General features: G+C 38.2%; 20 protein-coding genes, 1 pseudogene and 1 riboswitch. Of the genes and pseudogenes, 14 read left to right on the forward strand and 7 right to left on the reverse strand.

The window, feature by feature from the left end:
* Window positions 1-380: 380 nt before the first annotated feature.
* The gene (locus AC5NT5_RS03925) at window positions 381-896 is read left to right on the forward strand and encodes a hypothetical protein (protein ID WP_494513426.1); all 516 of its coding nucleotides are present in this window, start codon (window positions 381-383) and stop codon (window positions 894-896) included.
* A gap of 102 nt (window positions 897-998) precedes the next feature.
* Complete coding sequence (locus AC5NT5_RS03930; protein WP_002958759.1) at window positions 999-1505, forward strand: hypothetical protein; 507 nt, start codon at window positions 999-1001, stop codon at window positions 1503-1505.
* Window positions 1506-1540: 35 nt separating this feature from the next.
* Here the strand turns inward: AC5NT5_RS03930 and coaD are convergent, their stop codons facing one another.
* Window positions 1541-2032 (reverse strand): pantetheine-phosphate adenylyltransferase, encoded by a 492-nt coding sequence (coaD, locus tag AC5NT5_RS03935; RefSeq protein WP_024595945.1) that lies wholly within the window; start codon window positions 2030-2032, stop codon window positions 1541-1543.
* 198 nt (window positions 2033-2230) lie between these two features.
* Between coaD and AC5NT5_RS03940 the strand changes: the two genes are divergently transcribed.
* Both AC5NT5_RS03940 and thiI read left to right on the forward strand, forming a co-directional pair.
* Window positions 2231-2890, forward strand: coding sequence for a TetR/AcrR family transcriptional regulator (locus AC5NT5_RS03940; RefSeq protein ID WP_494513427.1), 660 nt, complete (start codon window positions 2231-2233; stop codon window positions 2888-2890).
* 382 nt (window positions 2891-3272) lie between these two features.
* Window positions 3273-4730 carry a tRNA uracil 4-sulfurtransferase ThiI gene (gene thiI, locus AC5NT5_RS03945; RefSeq protein WP_149602230.1) on the forward strand — a complete coding sequence of 486 codons (1458 nt, stop codon included), beginning with the start codon at window positions 3273-3275 and terminating at the stop codon, window positions 4728-4730.
* 25 nt (window positions 4731-4755) lie between these two features.
* On the opposite strand, the gene AC5NT5_RS03950 is transcribed toward thiI, so the two are convergent.
* Both AC5NT5_RS03950 and AC5NT5_RS03955 read right to left on the reverse strand, forming a co-directional pair.
* Entirely contained in the window at window positions 4756-5658 is a 903-nt protein-coding gene (locus tag AC5NT5_RS03950; RefSeq protein WP_182681805.1) for a ketopantoate reductase family protein, read from the reverse strand.
* Window positions 5651-6004 carry a VanZ family protein gene (locus AC5NT5_RS03955; protein WP_002958754.1) on the reverse strand — a complete coding sequence of 118 codons (354 nt, stop codon included), beginning with the start codon at window positions 6002-6004 and terminating at the stop codon, window positions 5651-5653. The genes AC5NT5_RS03950 and AC5NT5_RS03955 overlap by 8 nt, the downstream gene beginning before the upstream one ends.
* A 152-nt stretch (window positions 6005-6156) precedes the next feature.
* Between AC5NT5_RS03955 and AC5NT5_RS03960 the strand changes: the two genes are divergently transcribed.
* The 4 genes from AC5NT5_RS03960 (at window position 6157) to AC5NT5_RS03975 (ending at window position 10937) form a co-directional block, all read left to right on the forward strand.
* On the forward strand, window positions 6157-6639 hold the full coding sequence (locus AC5NT5_RS03960) for a YajQ family cyclic di-GMP-binding protein (protein ID WP_002958753.1): 483 nt from the start codon (window positions 6157-6159) through the stop codon (window positions 6637-6639).
* A gap of 110 nt (window positions 6640-6749) precedes the next feature.
* Window positions 6750-7790: an IS481 family transposase gene (locus AC5NT5_RS03965; protein WP_494513428.1), complete on the forward strand. Its 1041-nt coding sequence runs from the start codon at window positions 6750-6752 to the stop codon at window positions 7788-7790.
* Between the two features lie 250 nt (window positions 7791-8040).
* Entirely contained in the window at window positions 8041-8835 is a 795-nt protein-coding gene (locus AC5NT5_RS03970; RefSeq protein ID WP_494513429.1) for a transporter substrate-binding domain-containing protein, read from the forward strand.
* A 54-nt stretch (window positions 8836-8889) separates the two neighbouring features.
* A riboswitch (cobalamin riboswitch) is annotated at window positions 8890-9073 on the forward strand.
* Between the two features lie 37 nt (window positions 9074-9110).
* Window positions 9111-10937, forward strand: a complete 1827-nt coding sequence (locus tag AC5NT5_RS03975; RefSeq protein WP_494513430.1) for a TonB-dependent receptor domain-containing protein — start codon at window positions 9111-9113, stop codon at window positions 10935-10937.
* A 90-nt stretch (window positions 10938-11027) separates the two neighbouring features.
* Here AC5NT5_RS03975 and msrA read toward each other — a convergent pair.
* From msrA to AC5NT5_RS03990, 3 genes and pseudogenes are all read right to left on the reverse strand, one after another.
* A pseudogene (gene msrA / locus AC5NT5_RS03980) lies at window positions 11028-11564 on the reverse strand (peptide-methionine (S)-S-oxide reductase MsrA).
* An 85-nt stretch (window positions 11565-11649) separates the two neighbouring features.
* Window positions 11650-14748 (reverse strand): efflux RND transporter permease subunit, encoded by a 3099-nt coding sequence (locus AC5NT5_RS03985; protein WP_024603401.1) that lies wholly within the window; start codon window positions 14746-14748, stop codon window positions 11650-11652.
* Between the two features lie 3 nt (window positions 14749-14751).
* Entirely contained in the window at window positions 14752-15804 is a 1053-nt protein-coding gene (locus tag AC5NT5_RS03990) for an efflux RND transporter periplasmic adaptor subunit (protein ID WP_182673353.1), read from the reverse strand.
* Window positions 15805-16050: 246 nt separating this feature from the next.
* Here AC5NT5_RS03990 and AC5NT5_RS03995 point away from each other — a divergent pair, with 246 nt between their 5' ends.
* The 6 genes from AC5NT5_RS03995 to AC5NT5_RS04020 all read left to right on the forward strand — a co-directional run bounded on the left by AC5NT5_RS03995 (window position 16051) and on the right by AC5NT5_RS04020 (window position 21489).
* Entirely contained in the window at window positions 16051-16755 is a 705-nt protein-coding gene (locus AC5NT5_RS03995) for a DUF2982 domain-containing protein (protein WP_494513431.1), read from the forward strand.
* A 22-nt stretch (window positions 16756-16777) separates the two neighbouring features.
* Window positions 16778-17110, forward strand: a complete 333-nt coding sequence (locus AC5NT5_RS04000) for a hypothetical protein (protein WP_024596875.1) — start codon at window positions 16778-16780, stop codon at window positions 17108-17110.
* Between the two features lie 69 nt (window positions 17111-17179).
* Window positions 17180-18829, forward strand: coding sequence for an Lcl C-terminal domain-containing protein (locus AC5NT5_RS04005; protein ID WP_494513432.1), 1650 nt, complete (start codon window positions 17180-17182; stop codon window positions 18827-18829).
* A gap of 9 nt (window positions 18830-18838) precedes the next feature.
* Window positions 18839-19357 (forward strand): Lcl C-terminal domain-containing protein, encoded by a 519-nt coding sequence (locus tag AC5NT5_RS04010; RefSeq protein ID WP_039484834.1) that lies wholly within the window; start codon window positions 18839-18841, stop codon window positions 19355-19357.
* 165 nt (window positions 19358-19522) lie between these two features.
* Window positions 19523-20440, forward strand: a complete 918-nt coding sequence (locus tag AC5NT5_RS04015) for an ExeA family protein (protein WP_182681811.1) — start codon at window positions 19523-19525, stop codon at window positions 20438-20440.
* Between the two features lie 11 nt (window positions 20441-20451).
* Entirely contained in the window at window positions 20452-21489 is a 1038-nt protein-coding gene (locus AC5NT5_RS04020; protein ID WP_182681812.1) for a general secretion pathway protein GspB, read from the forward strand.
* A 53-nt stretch (window positions 21490-21542) separates the two neighbouring features.
* Here the strand turns inward: AC5NT5_RS04020 and AC5NT5_RS04025 are convergent, their stop codons facing one another.
* A complete protein-coding gene (locus AC5NT5_RS04025) occupies window positions 21543-22736 on the reverse strand; it encodes a cyclic di-GMP phosphodiesterase (protein WP_182673358.1) in 1194 nt (397 codons plus the stop codon).
* Between the last annotated feature and the right edge of the window lie 24 nt (window positions 22737-22760).

Here is a 22760-nt window from a genome sequence, read left to right on the forward strand (position 1 = left end):
ATGGTTATCATTTGTTATGTCAATTTCTTATTCCTCAAGCCTGTTTATAGATATACAACACATATCGTATCTTCAGCTCTTTTTGTTTGATATAACAACTATTTTCGCCATTATTATTTTAAGGTTGTTCATTATTGAAAATCTTATATCGATCTACTTGTTGTTAGGGTTGATTATAAACTCATCATTATTTCTTGGTATGTATATAGATGTGTCAGTTTTTAATAATTACGAACCTTGGTGGTTTTGGTTTTTTTATTCAATTGTTATTAATTTAGCCGACTTTATGATGCTAGCTATATTTTTTATAAACAAAGATTTTTTAGCTTTAGCTGCAATTAAAATATGGTTCCACAATAGTATTATGAAAAGGAATAATAGTGGTAGCTGACATACTTTGGGCACTGGTAGATTTAGGATATAACGTAGCAATACTATTTACATGGTTCTTCCTAATCGCATTTTTATATAACCTATCAGCGAGTATTAATAAAAATGATAAAAGTAGAGCGCATCTTTCATTTATAATGATGGTTTCATATATATCTAGTCTTTTTATGGATCCACTGATTGAAAATCCTCACCTAAATTACTTCTATTATGATCTTGCTACTATTAGCGCCCTGATACTTTGGCGATTTATATATAAAAAATTAGTACCAATTGCTTTTGACTATTTAATTGTAGGGCTTTTTATTAATGCATGTTTATTTTTAGGTATGCATTACGATATTGAAATTGCAGGTACTCTTTACTATTGGTGGTTTTGGACAGTTTATATTTTTGGAATGTATTTTTTCGACTTTACAATGGCATTGGTATTAATCATCAATAAGGATGTTTTAGGCTTAAACAAGCTTTTAAGGTGTGTTAGAAGGTTAAGTTTAGATCGCTGAGGCAGTAAAGCTCAACTTAAAAGAAGAGTGATTTTGTGCATTTTTTATGTTGCCGTTATATGTTAAGCGGTACAATAACGGTTTATATAGTGTTGGGGTGAGATGATTGAGCTACTTTTAAATACAAATATCTCTTTTTATATAGGTGCTTTTGTACAGTGGGGCTTTTTGATGGCTTTTCTATATTCTTTAGTAAGCTCTATAAATAACGCAGATAAAAGCATTGTTTGGCTATCTTTCATCATGGCACTTTCTTACTCTTCTAGTATTTTTATTGATATGGACTCGATAACTTACTTCGATTTTTTCTTATTCGATAGTATTACTCTATTTGTTATTATTTTATCTGGTTTTTTTATAAAAATTAGCGGTGTATACATTTATTTATTATTTGGTTTAGGTATAAACACTTTATTATTTTTTGCAATGTATATAGATAATGATGTTATGCACCATTATGAATTTTGGTGGTTCTGGTGGGTGTACATAGTAGGTATAAATTTTACAGATTTGACCATGGTTTTAGTTTTCTTTATAGGTAAAGATGTTTTAAAACTTGCTTGGTTAGAAGGAAAGCTAAATAAAGTGTTTAATAAAAGGGCCTATTAGTAATGGATTTCAGTGCTAACAGGCCTTATTTATTATTAACTGGCACCACAGCCCAATTTAGTTTTTAGCGCTTTAACAATTACAGGGTCTACAAACTCGCTTACATCACCATTGTGACGTGCTACTTCTTTAACAAGCGTTGATGAAATAAATGAATTTCGCTCTGCGGGTGTTAAAAATACACTTTCTAAATCAGGATTCAGGCGGCGGTTCATGTTAGCTAATTGAAATTCATAGTCAAAATCAGATACAGCCCTAATACCACGAATAAGCACATTAGCATTGTGATCGCGCGCAAGGTCAGCCAATAAGCCAGAAAAACCAATGACCTTAACATTATCTAAGTGACTTAAAATAGAGTTTGCAAGTTCAACACGTTCTTCAAGGTTAAAACAGGGTTTTTTACTTGGGTTGTTCGCAACCGCAACTAATACAGTATCAAACATTTTAGCTGCACGTTGAATAAGATCTGTATGACCATTGGTTAGTGGATCAAAGGTGCCCGGGTAAATTGCAATAACTTTCATAATGTTCACTATTTATGATTTTAGCGCTAGTTTAACAGTGTTTATGCCACAAAGCAGCCTAGCTAATAAAGCATATAAACACTTACTTTCTTTGAACAGGTCAGTCCAAGGTTTGAGTGTTTTAATGATTCATATTTGTTTATACTGTTTACCTCTTTTGAGTGTAATGTAGCCTATAGATAATTTGAGTATTAGCATATGAATACCAAGGATAAAATAATACACACCAGTATTTTGTTGTTTAACGAAAATGGTGAGCGTGCAATAACGACAAATCATATTGCATCAAACTTAGGGATGAGCCCGGGTAATCTTTATTATCATTTTAAAAATAAAGAAGACATTATCCGTCATATTTTTGCGTTGTATCGCGATCATTTAAATACTCACTTTAAACCTATTAATAAAGATGATGATGCATTTAATCATTTAACGGCTTATTTAGATTCGTTATTTGAATTGATGTGGCGTTACCATTTTTTTTACGACAACCTTGGCGATATACTCGCCAGAGACACTGAGCTAAAACAAGCTTACATTGATTTTCAGTTAGAGTTATTAGAGCAAGTTCGTAAAATTATTCTAGGTCTTCGTGATAGTGAAATGATTGCTATTGATGAGCAAGATGTCATTGATTTAGCCCATACACTAAAGTTAACTGTTAGTTTTTGGACGCCTTATATTAAGGCTCGTAGGCCAAGCGGTACACTTGCTGAGCAAGATATATATCACGGTATTTTAAAAGTACTTACATTATTTAGAGCGTACAGTACCGATAAAAGTATCGATAAAATGAACCTGCTACGCGAAAAATACACCGAGTTAGCACAACAAGCCTTAGGGGCTGTGACCCTTTAAGGTTAAAATTTGTTCAATCTAGGGGCGATTAAATCGCGATGCGAGATTTGTAAGCCAGTAGGGTAACTGCTCCTGCGTTACCTTACTGACTAAATCTATGTAGGCAACAAAGAGTTAATTGCCCCAAGGCAGAACCCTTCGGGCAGCGCATGTTTGGCATTTATGCTACGTTATCGCCTATTTATAGGGAATAACCACGCTACATAGGCTCTGCCTTGCTTAAATACCAAACACACTGCTGCAAATTTAACCTCGAAAGATAAACAGGCCCTCGCGGTTGCTTAGTCGATAATTATTGGTTGTTTCCTAGACGCTGAATTTTTTGCTATAATCGCGCGCCAAATGCCTGGGAGCGCGAATTCCCGCAGTCTAAGAGTGAACTATGCTTAAATTTATCGTCAAACTACATCCTGAAATAGCCATCAAAAGCCGTTCGGTCCGTAAACGCTTTACTAAAGTGTTAGAAAATAACATTAAAATTGTATTGCGACGTCTTGACGAAAAAGTACAAGTAAGAAATAACTGGGATAATATTTCAGTTGTTACAAAGCTTGAAGATGCACAAGTTCGCCTTGATTTTATCGACAGCCTTAAACGCATACCTGGTATCGTTCAGTTTATTGAAGTAACTGAAACGCAATTTGAAACTCTCGATGATATCTATCAAAAAACAATAGCGTTAGTGGGTCACACAATTGTGGGTAAAACTTTTTGTGTGCGTGCTAAGCGTATAGGCCAACATGACTTTACCTCGACTGATTTAGAGCGTTATGTTGGTGGTGGGCTAAATCAACATATTGAAGGCGCAAGCGTTAAGCTTAGCCGTCCAGAAGTGACAATACGCTTAGAAGTAAAAGACGATAAAGCTTACATTGTTTCGCAAACGCATTTTGGTATGGCGGGCTTTCCACTACCAACGCAAGAAGACGTGCTTTCGCTTATGTCGGGTGGTTTTGACTCTGGCGTAGCAAGTTACCAAATGATTCGTAAAGGCGCACGTACGCACTTTTTATTCTTTAATCTAGGTGGCGCAGCGCACGAGATTGGTGTTAAGCAAGCGAGCTATTTTTTATGGAAAAAATACAGCTCAACACATAAAGTTAAATTTATAACAGTTGATTTTGAACCTGTTGTTGCTGAAATTCTAGAAAACGTTGAAAACAGCCAAATGGGTGTTGTACTTAAACGTATGATGATGCGAGCAGGAAGTGTAGTGGCTGAAAAGTTGAACATTCAGGCGCTTGTCACTGGTGAAAGTATTGGCCAAGTATCTAGTCAAACATTAGCGAACTTAAGCGTGATTGACCGTGTTACTGAAACGCTTATTTTACGCCCGCTAATTCAAAATGATAAACAAGAAATTATTAATCTTGCTCGCCAAATTGGTACAGCTGAAATGGCTGAAACGATGCCTGAATATTGTGGTGTTATTTCTAAAAAGCCGACAGTTAAAGCCAAAATTGAAGTAATAGAAGCTGAAGAAGAAAAGTTCGATTTTGATGTGCTAGATACCGTAGTAAATAACGCGCGCATAATGGATGTACGTGATATTGACGTAGAAGCAAAGCAAGAGCTAAAAGAGGCTGAGTCGGTTGCTGATTTACCTGCAGGCTCTGTAGTAATTGATATTCGCTCACCTGAAGAAGAAGAAGCTGCACCGCTTGCAATCGATGGTGTTGAAGTGGTGCATTTACCGTTCTTCCGTTTGGCTACTAAGTTTGGTGATTTACCAAAAGACACTGACTACTATTTATATTGTGACAGAGGCGTAATGAGCCAACTACAGGCACTTATGCTGCACGAGCAGGGCTTCGAAACTGTAAAAGTTTATCGCCCGTAAAGTTAAAAGCTTATATAAGCGTGGTTTATACCACGCTTTTTTTTGCCTGAATTTTGACTAACAACTCATCGTTGTAAGGCGTTGGAATACTGTGAAGTTTACCTTGTTGGCTAATATAGCCACATATAGCTGATATTTCAGTTTCTCTATTGTGAGCTATATCTTGCTGCATTGATGAGTAATTATTTGCGGTTAACTCCATTATTTTATAAGCGGTATTGAGAGCTTTAATTAATGGGATATTAAGCCCTTGAGCCTTTGCAATATTGCATGCTTCAGTGAGTGCATTAAAAATTATTGTATTGTACTTAGGTGCACGTAGTTCGCCATTTTTTACATTACTTAAAGCGCTTAATGGATTAATGGCAATATTGACGAGTAGCTTTTCAAAACGAAGCTGCTGAATGTTATTAGTAAACTTTAGGTTGGGTATTACTTTAAAAATATCAGCTATTGGCGCACTATTTTGAAGTGCAAGCGCATTACAGCCACCAATAACGCTTTGTCCTTCACCTGTGTGTTGCACAATATATTGGTTTGATTTAAAGCCCGCTATGCTTGTCGTTAAAAAGTAGAGTGCTTGATGAGTGTTTAGCTGGTTATTTATCTCATCAACGTTGCCCATTCCATTATGCGAAAGTACAACAGAGCAATGTGTTGGTAAAAATGGCTTTATTTGAGAAAAAGCATCAAGCACTTGAAAAGCTTTAACGGTAAATAAAATTACATCAAATTCAGTTGCTTTATCTAACTGATTTAGTGAAATAAATTTTGCGTCAATTTTTTTTGATGCACCCTTACCTCTGCTGTAAAAGCGGGTGTTTGTTGGGGTTTTACGAGTTAAAACACTGACATTATGCGATGCGCTCAAAAAGTGGCTCAGCAATAAGCCAATAGCGCCATCGCCAACGATTAAAATATTAGCCATGTGGGTTCTTTTTTCGAGGTGTAAAAATTACTCTAAGTAAAAAGTAGCTTGCAGCACCTGCAAAATCAGCAAAAAAATCACCAAGTGATGCTTGCCTATAAGGAAGTGCGTCTTGCATTATTTCTATCGAGGCGCCATAGCCTGCTAATAAGAGTATTTGAGCATATAAAGGAAGCTTAAAAGCCTTGTCCATTATTATGGCTAATATAAAAAAAATCCCAAAATGGGCAACTTTATCAACATGAGGAAATAAATTTACAACGCCACCTTTTATTTCTTTGGCAAATAAAAAGGTGAAAGCCACTATGCTGATTAAAAAAACTGCTTGATAAACACGCCTTGTCACGACAAATCCTAAAATCGCTTAAAAAAGAGGCGCAAGTATATCAAACTAATTTAGTATCGCACCTGAACAAGATGCAGAAAAATGTAAAGATTTATAATTTTAGCGTTATAATTGCCACATAAAATTAAGATTAAATAGTTAGGAGTATACTAATGCCTTCATTTGATATTGTATCTGAAGTAGAAATGAACGAAGCTAAAAATGCGGTTGATAACGCAAACCGTGAACTAGAGACTCGCTTTGATTTTAGAGGCGTTGATGCATCTATTGAGCTAAACGATAAAACAATTAAGCTTAAAGCAGAAGCTGACTCTCAAGTTATGCAGTTGTTTGATATTTTAGCGGGAAAAATTTCAAAGCGCGGTATGGATGTAGCTAGTTTAGAACTTCAAGATATTAGCCGTGCAGGAAAAAATGTATTTCGTAACGTTGGGTTAAAGCAAGGTATCGAAAAAGACATGGCCAAAAAAGTGGTTAAGGCCATTAAAGATTCAAAAGTTAAAGTACAAGCCGCTATTCAAGGCGAAGAAGTACGTGTGACAGGTAAAAAGCGTGACGATCTTCAAGAGGCTATGCAGGTAGTGCGCAGTGCCGATTTAGGTCAGCCTTTTCAGTTTAAAAACTTTCGCGACTAATTTGTATTAGTTCAGACAAGATCTGACACATCAACTTGAAAAAGTGAGAGTTACCCGTTTTGATAAAAGGTGTCGAATCTTTAAATCAAAACATATAAGAGGTAACTCTCATGCTACATACTAACAACCCAATTATTAAACACAAAGCGGGTTTACTTAATCTTGCAGAAGAACTTGGCAACGTATCAAGAGCCTGCAAAGTGATGGGCGTATCCCGTGATACATTTTATCGATATCAAGAACTCGTCGAAGACGGTGGACTTGATGCGTTAATTGATAAAAGTCGTAGAGCGCCAAACTTAAAAAATAGAGTTGATGAAGCAACAGAACAAGCCGTTATTAAATACGCTGTCGATTATCCAGCTCATGGCCAACACAGAACGAGTAATGAACTCAGAAAACAAGGCGTATTCGTTTCTGGCAGCGGTGTTCGTTCAATATGGCTACGTCATGACCTAGAGAACTTCAAAAAGCGTCTCAAGGCACTAGAAAATAAAGTGGCTAACGAAGGTATCATTCTCACCGACGCTCAAGTAGCTGCGCTTGAAAAGAAAAAACATGATGACGAAGCGTGTGGTGAAATTGAAACGGCTCACCCAGGTTATCTAGGCTCTCAAGATACATTTTACGTGGGTAATCTCAAAGGCGTTGGGCGTATCTACCAACAAACCTTCGTTGATACATACAGCAAAGTAGCGTTCGCTAAGCTCTACACCACGAAAACGCCAATTACTGCGGCTGACATACTCAACGACAAAGTACTGCCGTACTTCGAACAGTACGAGTTTCCCATGCTACGTATTCTAACCGATAGAGGCACTGAATATTGTGGCAAAGTCGAACATCATGATTACCAGTTATATCTGGCTATTAATGATATCGATCATACAAAAACCAAAGCTATGTCACCGCAAACAAATGGTATCTGCGAACGCTTCCACAAAACGATACTCAATGAATTCTATCAAGTTACATTCCGTAAAAAGCTATATAGCTCATTAGAGGAATTGCAAAAGGATCTGGACGAATGGATGATTTATTACAATAATGACCGAACTCATCAAGGAAAAATATGCTGTGGCAGAACGCCATTAGAAACTTTATTAGATGGAAAATTGATCTGGGCTGAGAAAAATTTAGCTCAAATCTAGACTGACAGTCACCGATTAAAAAACGGGTAACTGTCAGATCAAGTCTGAGCTAGTACAACTAATTTATAAACTGTTTTTAATAAAAGTGCTTTAATTTGTCTATATTTGCAGACAGATTAAAGCTACTTAATTTTTTACAACTTTCCCACCTTATCCTCTCGTAGTTCTGCATGTATTAATCCACTTTTTGATATTTAAGCTATTATATTTAATTGAATATAATAAAAACTTCACTCTAGAAGGTATTAAAATGAGACCCCATCAATTATTTCTGTTATTTGTTTTGCTTATATTTACTAAGCCAAGCTTATCAAAACCAGTTGATATTGATGTATTGGTCGAAGATGGTTACTTTCCAATTATTATAAACGCGCAAAAAAAGCAGGGCTTTGCTCCTGAGTTTATTAATATTTTAAACGACGCACAGGAGGAATTTAATTTTATACTTATTTCTTTACCTGTAAAAAGGCTTACTTTGTCTGTTAAAAAAAATAACTTCGACGTTTTATTTTTAATGGCAATGCAATGGGTGCCACAAGCAGCGCAGGGGAATATTGAAAAAACTGAATTTTACACCGTCACCAAAAACGAGCTTTATACACTCAAAGAGAATGCATCAGAGCAAACTTATTTTGACAGTCTGGACAAATTAACCAAAGTTGGGGTTTTAGGGTACTCGTATCAATTTGCAGGATTTAATACAAATGCCGAGTACTTGAGAGAAGAGCACCTGGTAAGCTTAACAATTGATGAATTCAATGTAGTTAAAATGCTGCTATTAAGGCGCGCTGAAGTCGGGGTTTTAAACAGTATTGCTTATCAGTATTTTAAAAAGCAGAATATCTTAAATATGGATTTACTATTTAAGAGTGACGTACCAGATGCAGTGTATGAAACACATTTTTTGATTAACTCACAATCAAATAAAATATCTAGTCACAAAATGGATGAAATATTAAATTTACCTACTACACAAATACAACTCCAGAAGCTACTTGATAAGTACGGTATTCCTTCAAGCTATAATAATACAGCACTGAACTGAAATTCCTTTTAGCTATATAGACGTCCATTGACATTTGTAAACAAAATGCTCACAATGACGGCATATTTTCAAGGTGCTTGCTAGCCACTTCATGTAATGATTTTTTTAGCAGGATAATCGGGAAGTTGGTGCGTTTTCATGATGACTACAAGCCCAACACTGCCCCCGCAACGGTAGAGTATTGCATGTTTTTATGTGCTTACTGAGTCCGGAGACCGGCCTTGATGCAATCTTACTTACTTAAATCTTTGCGGTGGGCAAAGGTAGGGGACATCATGTTAAACAAAACAACTCTAGGCGTTGCAATTTCTGCTGCGCTTTCATTTTCTGTGTCTGGTGCAGAGCAATCAATTGAAAAAATAACCGTTACAGCTAATAAGTTTGAGCAATCAATTAACGACGTTTTAGCGAGTGTAAATGTTATTGAACGTGCTGAAATAGAAGCTAGTAATGTACGCGATTTACCTACACTTTTAAGCACGCGAGTGGGTTTTCAGGTTAATCCAAACGGTGGTTTTGGTCAAAATACAGGTGTGTCACTGCGTGGTACGGGCTCTGGCGATACGTTGATTTTAATTGACGGTGTACGTACAGGCTCAGCAACACTAGGTCAAAAAGCATTAAATAATGTCCCTCTAAATAGTATTGAACGCATAGAAATTATTAAAGGCTCTCGCGCGGCTGTTTATGGTTCTGATGCACTCGCTGGTGTTATTAATATTATTACGCGTGAGTCAGATAACTTATCCCTAAGCGCTACATTTGGTTCTGACTCTTATCAAAATTATCAAGTTGTAGGCTCTGTAAAATCAGATGATATAACAACAGCATTTAACGCAGGCTTTGAAAAAACAGATAACTTTGATGTACTGCAAGGCGTAGCACCTGATGAAGATGGCTATGAAAATAAAAACCTTGGATTTAAAGTAAACTACACCGATGCACATTACGGCGACTTTAAGTTATTAGGCCAATACAGTGAAGGTTATGCAGATTACGACAGTAGCTTTAGCCCAGCAGACAGTACGATTGAACGAGATGATTTTAAAAACTATCAACTTTCTGCAGGTTGGAGCAAAAACTACACTAACCAAACGCATAGTATTGATTTAGCGCTTTCAACAGATGATTCAGATAACACTTATGTTGATTTTTCAGTTGGGCCAACAATAAGTACATTTATAACTAAACGCACACAAATTGATTATAACGGGCAGTACCTGTTATCTAATGAACTTAACATTAGTGGTGGTATTAATTGGTACAACGATGATGTGTCGCATAGTTCGCAACCATTTGTTGAAGACAGCCGCGATGTACTTGCTGTGTTTGTAGGTGCTTACTACGATGCAGATAAAGTATTGGCTAATTTAACTGTTCGCCAAGATGATGACGAGCAATTTGGCGATGAAACAACGTATACCGCCGCTGCAGGTTATCATTTATCTGAAGATGCAACATTTCGTATAAGCCAAAGTACTGGCTTTAAAGCTCCTACATTTAACGATTTATATTATCCACTTTATGGTAACCCTGATTTACAACCTGAAAAATCAGTAAACCGTGAGTTAGGTTTGAGTGTGGACTTTGATATTGCGCAAGTTGATATTGCAATATTTAGAAACGATATAGAAGATAAGATTGATTACGATGCAAACTTTGCATTGGCTAATATCGATGAAGCACGCTACGAAGGGGTTGAATTTAGCTTATCTCAGCAGTTTTTTGGTTTTGATAGCAACCTCAACTTTGCTTACTTAAGCGCTGAAGACGAAGAAACGGGCGCAGAGTTGCGTAATGTTGCTAAGCGTACTTTTAACTGGGAACTTGCAAAACAGTTTGGTGCTTTTGATGCAAGCTTAGACATGCAATATCGTAGCGACCGACAAGGTGCTGTGACTCGCTTAGGCTCTTATACACTTTGGAACTTAGCGGGTAATTATCAAGTAAATGAACATATTGAAGTTTCGCTTCGTGTAGAAAACTTATTTGATAAAGAGTATAACGCTGTTGATTCAAACGTTGATTTTACAACGGGTGAAGTGTATTACTACAACACACCAGAGCGTCGCTTTTTTGCAGGCGCAAGCTACCAGTTTTAACGGTATTTATTAATATTAAAAAGCCCGACTTATGTCGGGCTTTTTAATGTGTAGCTAAGTTTAACTACCCAATTTAACTACTTAAATTAGCTAGTCGGCTAAGAACTCTTTAAATACGGTTTCAAATTTGTGTAACTTAGGTGCTATTAAAATACTACAGTAACCCTGCTGTGGATTTTCGTTATAGTAATCTTGGTGATAATGCTCAGCTGGGTAATACGTAGTGGCAGGGCTGACTTCTGTCACAATTGGCTCAGCGACATGGCTTTGCAGTTGAACTATCATTTCGTTGGTTTGCTTAAGTTGAGCTTCATCGTGATAGTAAACCACACTTCTATATTGTGTGCCTATATCGTTACCTTGGCGATTCAATTGTGTTGCATCATGCAGTGTGAAAAACATTGCTAAGAGTGTTTCAAAGCTAACTACAGTCGCGTCAAATTCAATTTTAACAACCTCAGCGTGACCGGTTGTGCCTGAGCATACAGAATCATATGTTGGGTTATTTGTTTCACCGCCGGTGTAGCCAGAGCTTACGGTTAGTACGCCATTTACACGTCTAAATGCAGCATCTATACACCAAAAACAGCCGCCACCAAATGTTGCTACTTACGTTGTTGAGCTCATAAGTATTCCTAAAATGTATATGGGGTTTAAAGGCGAGCATAAATTGTATGCGCCGCAACAACAAGGTTACGGCGCAATTAAGAGGCTAGATCTCTTCGAAAGGTTTTTCAGCGGCTTGTTTGTCTAATTTTTGCTGTAAAAACTCAGGTGATTGAGTGTTACGTGCAAGTGCATAATATGCAGCAGGTACAACAAAAAGAGTTAGTAGGGTCGATACAATAACCCCAGTAAACACGACTACACCTATCACCATACGGCTTTCAGCGCCCGGACCTGAAGCAAGTACTAAAGGTACCGAACTCATAACCGTAGTCAGCGAGGTCATAATAATAGGGCGCAAACGCTGAGTTGCTGCTTGCAAAATAGCTTCACTAAATTCAACGCCTTTATCGCGCAGTTGGTTAGTAAATTCTACAATCAAAATACCGTTTTTAGCACTTAACCCAATGAGCATGACAATACCTATTTGGCTGTAAATATTTAAGGTAAGTCCTGTAGCCCAAAGTCCGAACATAGCGCCCATTAAACCAAGTGGTACGGTAAGCATAATGACGAACGGATGCATAAAGCTTTCAAACTGCGCTGCCAGTACTAAAAAGGTAACAGTGAGTGCAAGTATAAATACGTAGGTCATCGCTGATGCGCCTTCGTAATAAAGCTGCGACTCGCCTTTGTAATCTACGGCGCCATCTATATCGTTTTCTTGCGCGGCTACTTCGTTTAAAAAGTTAAGCGCTTGCTCAAGCGTATAACCGTCGGCTAAGTTGGCACTTAATGTAATTGCGCGCATACGGTTGTATCGGTTTAATCGCGATGCGGTTGCTTCTTCTTTTAAGCTGATAAGGCTATCAAGTGGGACTAGTTCACCGCTTCGTGATTTAAGGTATATATTTGAAATGTCAGTAGGGTTAGTAAAGTCTTCTTTAGTCCCTTTTAAAATTACATCGTATTCTTCACCACGGTCAATAAAGGTTGTAACACGGCGCTGGCCAAGCATTGTTTCAAGTGTACGGCCTACATCAGATACAGAAACGCCTAAATCAGCGGCCTTGTTTTTATCTATGCTGACTAAAAACTGCGGGAAGGTTTCTTTATAATCATGATCGATTCTTACTAAACCTGGGTTTTGTTCAGCACGCTTAATTATACGGTCACGCCAATCGGCAAGTTGTGCATAATCATTACCTTGCAATACAAACTCAATAGGGCGAGATGAACCACCACCGCCAATACCACGGCGCATAATGGCAAATGCACGAACATCGGTAACTTCTTGCATTTTACCGCTTATTTCGTCCATTACTTCCCATGTTGAGCGTTTGCGCTTATCCCAATCGGCCATACCAACAATCGCAACACCGCCGCTGCCACCCCAGCCAGGTACTCGAACAAGTACGCGACTTAGCTCACCTGCTTGCGAGTAAGGCATTAAGCGTTCTTCAATTTTAGCCATATTAGCGGCGTTATTTTCGTAACTTGCGCCCTCAGGGCCGCTCATCATAATAAAGAACGTGCCACGGTCTTCTTTTGGCGTTAGCTCAGAGGGAACTTGTAAAAACAACGAGTAACTAACAAAGCCCGCTAATAATAAGCTCACCATTAAGCCCCATTTACGGGTTATGTTAGTGGAGAGCGAATTACGGTAACTTACTTCAATTTTAGTAAACTGGCGGTCCATCCATTGGCTAAATTTATTTGGTTTGTCTGATACTTTAAGTACTTTAGAACACAAGGCTGGTGCGAGAGTCAGCGCTGTAACACTTGAGAAAAATACGGCAGCACTCACCGCCATTGCAAACTCAGTAAATAATGCCCCTATACGGCCATCCATAAATACAAGTGGCACAAACACCGATATTAGTACAAGCGTGGTTGCGACAATGGCAAAACCAACTTCACGCGCACCTCTATATGCAGCTAGTAATGGCGGCTCACCTAGTTCAATACGACGGTGAATGTTTTCAAGCATTACAATGGCATCATCTACTACTAAACCAATAGCCAGTACTAAGGCAAGTAAAGTGAGTAAGTTGATTGAGTAGCCCATTGCTAATAAAAACATAAAGCTACCAACAAGTGCGACCGGTACGGTAACCGCAGGAATAAGCGTTGCTCGTATATTGCCTAAAAACAAAAATATAACGAGTACGACTAAACCCATAGAGATGGCAAGTGTGCTGTAAACTTCACTAATTGATTCTTTAATAAATACAGACGAATCGTAGCTGTCTTGAATTGTTGTGCCTTCAGGTAGGTTACGTTTGATTTTTTCAAGTTCGCTGCGTGCGTTATCTACTACGGTAAGCGTGTTTGCTTTAGCTTGTTTTACAATTCCTAGGCCAATCATGTTGCGCCCGTTACCACGAAATAAGCTTTCGTCATCGGCAGCTTCTAATTTTACGTCGGCAACTTCACCTAAACGCACTAAATAACCTTCTTCACCACGTTTAATAACAAGGTTTTTAAAATCGCGCTGATCTTTATAACTTCGTGCGGTACGCACGGTAAAGTCGCGATCTATTGATTCTATTTCGCCGGCAGGTAATTCAACGTTTTCTGTACGCAGTGTATTTTCAATATCGCTTGAGGTAATACCGCGTGCAGCCATTGCTTGGCGGTTTAGCCAAATTTTCATAGCGTATTGGCGCTCACCACCAATACGTACATTAGATACACCATCTACTACGGCTAAGCGGTCAACAATAAAACGCTGCGCGTAATCAGAGAGCTGTAACGAGTCCATTGTTTCGCTGTTTAATACAAACCATGCAATAGGGCTTTCATCACTGTTTGATTTAGACACTTCTGGTGGGCGTACCTGATCGGGTAAACTATCAAGTGCACGTGCTACACGTTCACGTACATCGTTAGATGCAGCATCTATGTCGCGGTTAATATCAAACTCAATGGTAATGTTTGAGCGCCCATTACGGCTCGAAGAGTTAATACTTTTAATACCTTCAATACCGGAAATTCGATTTTCTATTATTTGCGTTATTTTGGTTTCTATAATTTCGGCAGAAGCACCTGTGTATTCAGTGCTGATATTTACTATTGGCGTTTCAATATCAGGGTACTCACGAAGTGGCAGCATAGTAAATGCAACCAGACCAAAAGTAAGAAGTAGTAAATTAATTACTATGGCAAAAACGGGGCGTTTAACGCTAGTATCAGTAATTTTCACGTATTACCCCTTTACGCTTACTTTACTACCAGAGCGAATTTTTATTAGCCCTTCAGTAACAATTTGCTCGCCATCATTTAAACCCTCATCGATAGCAACCCAGCCATTATTTCTGCCAGCAACATGCACTTCAACCTTATTGGCTACTCCGTCTTGAATTTGAAAAACAAAGTGTTTGTCTTGTAAAGGGATAACCGCTTTTTCTGGCACCATTAAAGCTTGGTTACTGCTTAGCTCAAGTGCTGTATTTAGTAACATACCAGGGCGAAGTAATCCTGATTTATTAGCAAAGCTTGCAGTTACTTCAACACTGCGTGTTACCGAATCAATACGCGAGCTAATATGCGTTACCTTGCCGTTAAATGTCTGCCCTGGGTAGGCATCGTTTTGGGTAAGTACTTTCATACCTATGTTTAATTGTGCTAAATATTTTTCAGGTACTTTGAAGTCAACTTTAATAATACTAATATCATCAAGTGTGGTGATTATTGTTGTGTTGCTTACGTAGGCGCCAACTGATATTTCACGCTTACCTAACAGGCCTGAAAATGGCGCGGTAATAGTCATTTCATTTAACTTTGTTTTAGCGCTTTCTAGTTGAGCTTCAGTGGCATCAACACGAGATAATTGTTCTTCAAGTAATGACTTTGCCGTTGATTGCGAGCGTGAAAGTTCGGTAAGGCGATCTAACTGGCGTTTTTCCTCACGTAAGTTAATACCGAGTTCTTTAACTGCAAGTTGCTCTTGTTGGCTTTGTAACTGTACTAATTTTTGTCCTTTACTGACTAAGTCGCCATCTTTAAAATATATATCTGTGACATAATCGTTTTGCGCACTTTTTATATAAATAGCTTGGTTTGCACGTGCACTACCGATGGCCTCTATCATCACTGCGTTTTCCTCAGAGGTAACAGTATGAGCCGTTACTTCGGTAGACATTTGTGATGAATCGGCTTGTTCGCCGTGGCTGGCGGGTAAATATAAATAAACGCTAAATATTAGAAGTAACGTAATAATAAATGGAAAAAGTGCTTTACCTGATTGTCTTGAGTACATTGATTTCATACCTGAAAATGAATTGTAAGTATTGTACGAAATAAGACCGTGAAAAGACGGTTATGTATCTCATAAATTTGTGCGTTAAGCGTAAAAGTAAATAAGATTTATTCATTGTTCCTATTTTGTTGAGGAAAAAGCGGTAATGTATGAAATTTAAAACTAGCTGTAACTTATGTATAACAACAAGAAAGGTCATAATTTGGGGCATTATTATGTTTGTTTTTTATATGGTGTTTTACCGATATGGATAAATCTGACAATGTCATTAAGTTTCGGGCACAGGGCGCGCGAAACGCAATTGAGGCGATTGTTGTAGGTGCTATAGGCTTAGTCTTTATTATGTTATTTAATTTACTGAGGCCGGGTGAGATTAGCATACTTGAAATACTTTTAGTGAGCTTGTGCCTTGTGGCTATTTTTATTGGATTTTTAAAATCTCAAGAGCCATACCATAGCCTTATATTGAGCGAATCTGAGCTCGTTTATTGCCACAAGTACGGAGCTTGGTGTATGCCTCATAGTAACTTTCATCACAGTGGAATACCCAAAGTAGAAGATGGCTTTGACTATTTAGAATTAAATGCGGTTGGCGTTAAGGTAAATGATATAGACGACTTTTTATCAAGCATAGCGCCTAGAATTGCAGGGAAATTATTAATAGAGCAGCGTAATTTATTTATGCAAGTTGTTCAAAAACATTGCAAAAATGGCAATTGCCCATCAGAATGGTTAATAGAAGATACACATTACACATCCCATAAAGGGATAAGCTATACTGGGCTTATAGCCATGTTTGCTAATAGAACTAAGCACCTTCAGCAGCTAACAGGTTACGATTTATTATTGCCTGCCAGCGTGTTAGATAGAGATATTTGGGCATTTAGTGCTAACTTAAATAAGTGGAAGCTCGAGCCTAGTCAGTTTATAGCGTCGCAGCTTAGTAATTAAGCTACGACTGTAGGAAAGAAAAATGAGTCAAGAGAGAGCCTTTTTAAAAAGTGGTCGAAACACCATAATACATAAAGATAAAAAGCATGATTTAGTGATTGTAAACTCTGAAATTCATCCTCGAATTAAAGTAACGCAACATGGTCTGGAGCCATTTAAAGAAGAATTACCTAAAAACCGCCGTGATGCAAAAGAGCGTTATTTAGAAATGGTTTATGTAAGTAGCGCTGATGTATTTGGCGAAGAAAAGCAGTTGCTGTTTATTCAAGCTCTAGACGGGCGTGAATACAAAATAGATTACAGTAAAATCGGTACGAAGTTGTTTGTACGTATTCATCAAGACACATATATGTAGTACTTTAATGGCATCTTTATTGCTAGTGATTACACTATAGTAATTATTTGACATAATAAGGTGCTGCGTATGAAAGCGTTTGCTTTAATCCCCCTCATTTCTTGTAGTTTACTGAGTGCGTGTGGAGGCGGTGGCGGTGATAGCGATAATACAGTTGTTGAAACGTCTGTTAATGCTGGAGCCGATTTACAAATTATCGAAAAATCTGAATTTACCATCACAGCACAAGGTTCCCCCGCTGATGGTACGTTTTCATGGCAACAAGTTAGTGGCCCAAGCATAGAAGGTTTCCCCCTTGAAGGCGCTGAGCAAACACTTACTGCACCTGACGTAAAAACTGATAGTGAAATAATATTAAGAGTGAGCTATCAAAGTACAGGTAGTAGCGCTGTTAGTGACGACATTTCTATTTCAGTGAGCTCTAATAACCAACTACCTCTTGCTGTTGTTACACAAACATCTCCTGAAACACTTCCCTCTGTATACAAAGATACAGTGACTTTGAGTGCCCTAGAGTCGAGCGATCCTGATGATAATGGCCAAATTGATAGTTATTTGTGGCAATTGCTATCGGGTCCTGATTTAGATATTGAGAGTTTTAATGAATCAACTCTTAGTTTTTCTCATCCATTACTTGAAAGTAACGTGAATTTATCTTGGCAGCTAACTGTCACTGATGATGAAGGTGGTGAGGCGAGTACTCAATATTCAATGACACTCAACAAAACAAATGAGTTAGTGGATGCAAATGCAGGCGCTGATCAAAATGTCGAAGAGTTTGAGCAAGTAACGCTTGATGCAACGAATAGCGAAACCGTTACCGATACCTATAAGTGTAAATGGCAACAACTTACCGGTAATACCGAAACATTAAGCAATAGCGACCAATGTACAACGACATTTTTTGCCTCAGATGTTGATACTGAGTCTACATTGGGCTTTGAAGTCACGGTAACCGACTCAAAAGGACGCACAGATACAGACTCCTTATTTGTTGATGTATCACCTAAAGCACTTGGATTCATCAACGATAGTGGTGTTGGTGAGTGTTATAACAATACTCAACGTATTAATTGTGAAAGTGATGACTTTCCAGCGCAAGATGCAGAGCTTGGACGCGATAGCTATGCAAACCGCTTAGATAAAGTTGGCAAAGGTAATTTAGCGTTTGATTACACTAAACTTAATGAGTTTGCTGATGAGGTTGGTGATGATAGTCCTGACTTTACCTGTATACGCGATAATGTTACTGGGCTTGTATGGGAGGTGAAAAGTGTGGCATCTGGCACGGTACCAAATACTTCGTTACGTGATGGTCAAAATCATTACTTTTGGGATGTAGGGAATACGACTTTTACCGATACCAGTACCGCCAATTCAACGTGTCCGGACAATACAAGTTGTGGAGTACAAAGTTATATAAACGAAGTTAATGATTTAGATTTTTGTGGTGGTACAAACTGGCGATTACCTACTTATACAGAGCTTTTGGGCTTAATTGATTACGGTAAACAAGGGCAAAGTATATTAATTGATGAGGCATTTTTTCCTAATATGCCAAGTGAAAGTGCATTAAGCCATTTACGTTACTGGACCTCACAAACAGCAGCTGATGGTACCAGTTTATCGCAAGCGTATATCATTGATATGAGTGATGGTAACGACCTTGCTTATCCAAAAGAAAATACTGCTTATGTACGTTTAGTTAGAAGTCGTTAGGAGAAAATAATGAAATTAAAATTACTCTATGCACTAGCAACTATAAGCTTGAGCTTTAATATTGCAGCGGCGCAAACGTGCTACGACGGTGCAGATACCACAACACCGACAGATAGATTTACCATAAATGCAGATGGCACAGTGTCTGATAGTGAAACAGGCCTTATGTGGCAACGCTGTAGTTATGGGCAAACTTATAATACAGAGACACAACTTTGTGAAGGCTCAACACCTTCTCTTACTTGGCAAGAAGCACTTCGTGGTGCTAAAAATGATACAACCGCAGATTACGATGATTGGCAAATGCCTAACATTAAAGAATTGGCGAGTATTTTAGAGCACAGTTGCACAGAGCCGAGTATTAATGAAAACGTATTTTTGGGCACTAAGCTTCAAAACTATTGGTCAAATACATCGGGTGTAAGCACAATGAGCTCAGCGTGGGTTTATCAATTTGATAGTGGGTTGAATAGCTTACATGCTAAAACCAGTAATGTGTATTTACGATTAGTGCGCTACGAAGAGTAAAATGCATACAAAGATTAGACAGACAAAAGTGCAGCCTTAAAACAGCTGCACTTTTTTGTTTTACATAAATTTACGTTATTTCAATAATAAAGCGCTTACAACGTTGTCACTCAGCGCATTTTTTTGCCATTATAGGCCGTGATTTAACTACGAAGGAACATCACGGTGTATTTAAGCTATTTTGGCCTGAACGAAAAACCTTTTTCGATTTCGCCCAACCCTCATTACTTATTTTTAAGTGAACGACATAAAGAAGCCTTAGCACACCTTACCTATGGATTAGGTGAAGACGGTGGTTTTGTATTATTAACAGGTGAAGTAGGTACAGGTAAAACTACAATTACCCGCAGTATGTTGGAGCAGCTTCCTGAAAACACTCAAGTAGCGATGATCCATAACCCAGCGCTTTCAGAGCTGGAGTTATTAGCCAGTATTTGTGATGAGCTCAATATTAGTTACGATGTTCATAATGCGACGCTTAAAAGTCTTACCGATATTATAAAAAAGCATTTAGAGACTAATAATAAATCGGGCGGGCACACTATACTTATTATTGACGAAGCACAATTACTTGCCCCTAACGTGCTTGAGCAATTACGTTTGCTGACAAATATAGAAACCGATCATAAAAAATTATTACAAATAGTATTGGTTGGTCAACCTGAGCTGCAAGATCTTTTGAAGCGCAACGAATTAAGGCAACTTGCCCAGAGGATAACGGCTCGTTACCATTTATTACCACTTACGCAAGGCCAAACAGTCGCTTACATAAAGCATCGGTTACATATTGCAGGGTGTGATAAAGGAATCTTTTCGATGGATGCCATGCAAGCTGTTCATCAATTAACTGGCGGTGTGCCACGATTAATGAACTTGGTCTGTGAGCGTGCTTTAGTTGGGACTTTTGCAAAGCAGCAGTTGATAGTTGATAGCGATATAATAAAAAAATCAGCCCATGAGTCTTTACCCATGGATTTTGTAGCACCGGTTAACCAAGCTAACAAAGCAACGTCATTTGTACCCTATAGCCTTGCATTCGCTGCTTTATTTGCCGTAGGCATTGGGCTTTCATTTATTTTATAGTTAGGTAAGTTATGTCTTATTTATTAGATGCGCTAAAGCAGTCGCAGCAATCAGATATGAGTGCTGAACAGTACGACTTACAATCTGAGCAGTTAAAGCAACAGCAAGCACTTAAGCGTTATAGACGATTAGCATTAGTATTTGGTACAAGCTTAGCTGCTTTTATTGCGGTAGCGGGTGGCTTTACCGCCGGAAAGTGGTTCCAGAGTACGACTTTATTAAACGCAGCGGAACCCGCTGTAATTAAGGTGGTGGAAAGCGAAAAATCATCGCCTAACAAAGACGTTAAAGAGGAAGATGTTGAAGCTGAAAAACAGCAAGTAGCTAAGCTAGAGCCTGCTAAAGTAGCTCCAACAAATACTGCAACGATTGAAGGGCAACTTGTGCATGTGCAAACCCCCAATGGTGTACAGCAAATGTTATTAACCCCAAATGGTCAGTATATTCCTATACCGTCGAGCCAAGTCACGAGCGCAGCAGGTTATAATCAGCAAAGTATGCAACAAGTAATGCCTGTTCAAAATTACAATCAGCCGGCGTTTAACCCACAAAGTAATTACAATCCAAATAATGCACAAAACACTTCGGTATTTGGGCAAAATCAAAATACCGCATCGGCTCAACTTGATATGAGTAAATATAAAGTATTGGGTAAGCCAATTAATGGCAGCACCCAATCTCAACAGACGAGTGACCCTGAGCTTGATGCTGTGCCTACAACTCTTAAAAATGCATTTGCGCAAGCTATACAAGATGTCGAAAAAAACCAAGATTATGAAGTTACTCAAGCGTCAAAAACGTCATCACGTGTTGAGCCTGTTGAGTTATTACCTGATGGTTTGCAATCAATGTTACCTAGTATTAAATATCAAGCGCATATATATTCATCGAGTGCTGATAAACGTTGGATCAAGCTAAATGGCCGAGAATTACACGAAGGAGAAAGCATAGGAGCTCTAACAGTCACAGAAATTACACCTGAGCAAAGTGTGCTAGATTTTGATGGTTATGAGTTTAGCTTAAAAGCTTTGCAAGACTGGCCGCAGTAAGCGCTTAGTTATCATGTTGAGAGCTCGGTAGAATATTGAGCTCTCAATAGTGCTTAGGATAATATTGAATTTTTATAAAAGCGTTCTAAATCAATGTTATATTCTTTAGGTTTAATCGCTGACTCAAGAGTGTCTACAGTTTTTTTATTAGATAAATCAATATCTTTTACTTCGGTGTAGCGGCTATGCTTAGCGCTGTAAAATGTTTTAACGACAGGTTTTAGTGGTGCCCCCGGATTACTCTCGGTGACCAAACCCACTCTTTGACTCGATAACCTTACAAGCGTTCCTACCGGATGGATGCCAATACATTGAATAAATTTATTAAGCAGCACAGGATCAAAGCTATCAGGGCACCCGTCTTTTAATATTTTAAACGCCTTTATTGGCTCCATGCCTGCTTTATAAACACGTTCTGCGGTAAGTGCATCATAAACATCTACAATTGACGCCATACGCACATACTGACTTATCTCGTCACCTTTTTTACCAAACGGGTAGCCTTTACCATCGAGTCTTTCGTGGTGCATACCTGCAATATCTACCGCGATTCCTGTTAAGCCAGAGTCTTCTAATATCTCTTTACTGAAAAGCGAATGCATTTTCATTATTTTAAATTCGTCGTCTGTAAAGCGGCCAGGTTTGTTTAGCACTTCATCAGGGATTTTTATTTTACCAATGTCGTGTAATAGTGCGCCGGTAGTCAGCTCAACAATAGTGTCTTTCTCTATATTTAAGTGTTTTGCAAAAATACCCATTAATATTGATACATTAATTGAGTGCTCAAGTAGGTAGGCATCTTTTTGGCGCATTTGGGTAAGGCAGGCTAGGGCATCTTGATTTCTAAAAACAGAATCCATAAAGCCACTTGCCAGTTCTCTAAACGGGGTTATATCTATATCACGGCCAGCTTTTATATCTTTAAATGCTTTTATTTGCAGTGTTTTTGCTTCGTCATAAAGCTTTTTTGCTTTTCCCATTTCTTGCTCAGCGCTGTTTATTTTTTGCCAAGGATCACGCTTTATTTTTGTTGTAGGTGTAGCGATAGGATCTTTTTCAGGGACTGAATCAATGAGGGTTTTATCTGGGTCGATTTCTACTTCTAAAATACCTGCTTTTATCAGGTTATTAATACCAGCTTGAGTTTTAACCCAGCCTTGGTTTTTAATTTTAATGCTGCCAGTTTGTTTGGTAACGCTTTGCACAAACATACCTGGGACTAACTTAGTAATAGGAATGGTTTTCAATTTCACGGCTTCAGTTGTTAATCT

Source organism: Pseudoalteromonas sp. J2K-J599, from assembly GCF_059295115.2.

Bases quoted from the DNA above. Each gene is read 5' to 3' on its own strand.
- AC5NT5_RS03930 (WP_002958759.1), top strand. From the start codon at position 999: ATGATTGAGCTACTTTTAAATACAAATATCTCTTTTTATATAGGTGCT.
- coaD (WP_024595945.1), bottom strand. From the start codon at position 2,032: ATGAAAGTTATTGCAATTTACCCGGGCACCTTTGATCCACTAACCAAT.
- AC5NT5_RS03940 (WP_494513427.1), top strand. From the start codon at position 2,231: ATGAATACCAAGGATAAAATAATACACACCAGTATTTTGTTGTTTAAC.
- thiI (WP_149602230.1), top strand. From the start codon at position 3,273: ATGCTTAAATTTATCGTCAAACTACATCCTGAAATAGCCATCAAAAGC.
- AC5NT5_RS03950 (WP_182681805.1), bottom strand. From the start codon at position 5,658: ATGGCTAATATTTTAATCGTTGGCGATGGCGCTATTGGCTTATTGCTG.
- AC5NT5_RS03960 (WP_002958753.1), top strand. From the start codon at position 6,157: ATGCCTTCATTTGATATTGTATCTGAAGTAGAAATGAACGAAGCTAAA.
- AC5NT5_RS03965 (WP_494513428.1), top strand. From the start codon at position 6,750: ATGCTACATACTAACAACCCAATTATTAAACACAAAGCGGGTTTACTT.
- AC5NT5_RS03970 (WP_494513429.1), top strand. From the start codon at position 8,041: ATGAGACCCCATCAATTATTTCTGTTATTTGTTTTGCTTATATTTACT.
- AC5NT5_RS03975 (WP_494513430.1), top strand. From the start codon at position 9,111: ATGTTAAACAAAACAACTCTAGGCGTTGCAATTTCTGCTGCGCTTTCA.
- AC5NT5_RS03990 (WP_182673353.1), bottom strand. From the start codon at position 15,804: ATGTACTCAAGACAATCAGGTAAAGCACTTTTTCCATTTATTATTACG.
- AC5NT5_RS03995 (WP_494513431.1), top strand. From the start codon at position 16,051: ATGGATAAATCTGACAATGTCATTAAGTTTCGGGCACAGGGCGCGCGA.
- AC5NT5_RS04000 (WP_024596875.1), top strand. From the start codon at position 16,778: ATGAGTCAAGAGAGAGCCTTTTTAAAAAGTGGTCGAAACACCATAATA.
- AC5NT5_RS04005 (WP_494513432.1), top strand. From the start codon at position 17,180: ATGAAAGCGTTTGCTTTAATCCCCCTCATTTCTTGTAGTTTACTGAGT.
- AC5NT5_RS04010 (WP_039484834.1), top strand. From the start codon at position 18,839: ATGAAATTAAAATTACTCTATGCACTAGCAACTATAAGCTTGAGCTTT.
- AC5NT5_RS04020 (WP_182681812.1), top strand. From the start codon at position 20,452: ATGTCTTATTTATTAGATGCGCTAAAGCAGTCGCAGCAATCAGATATG.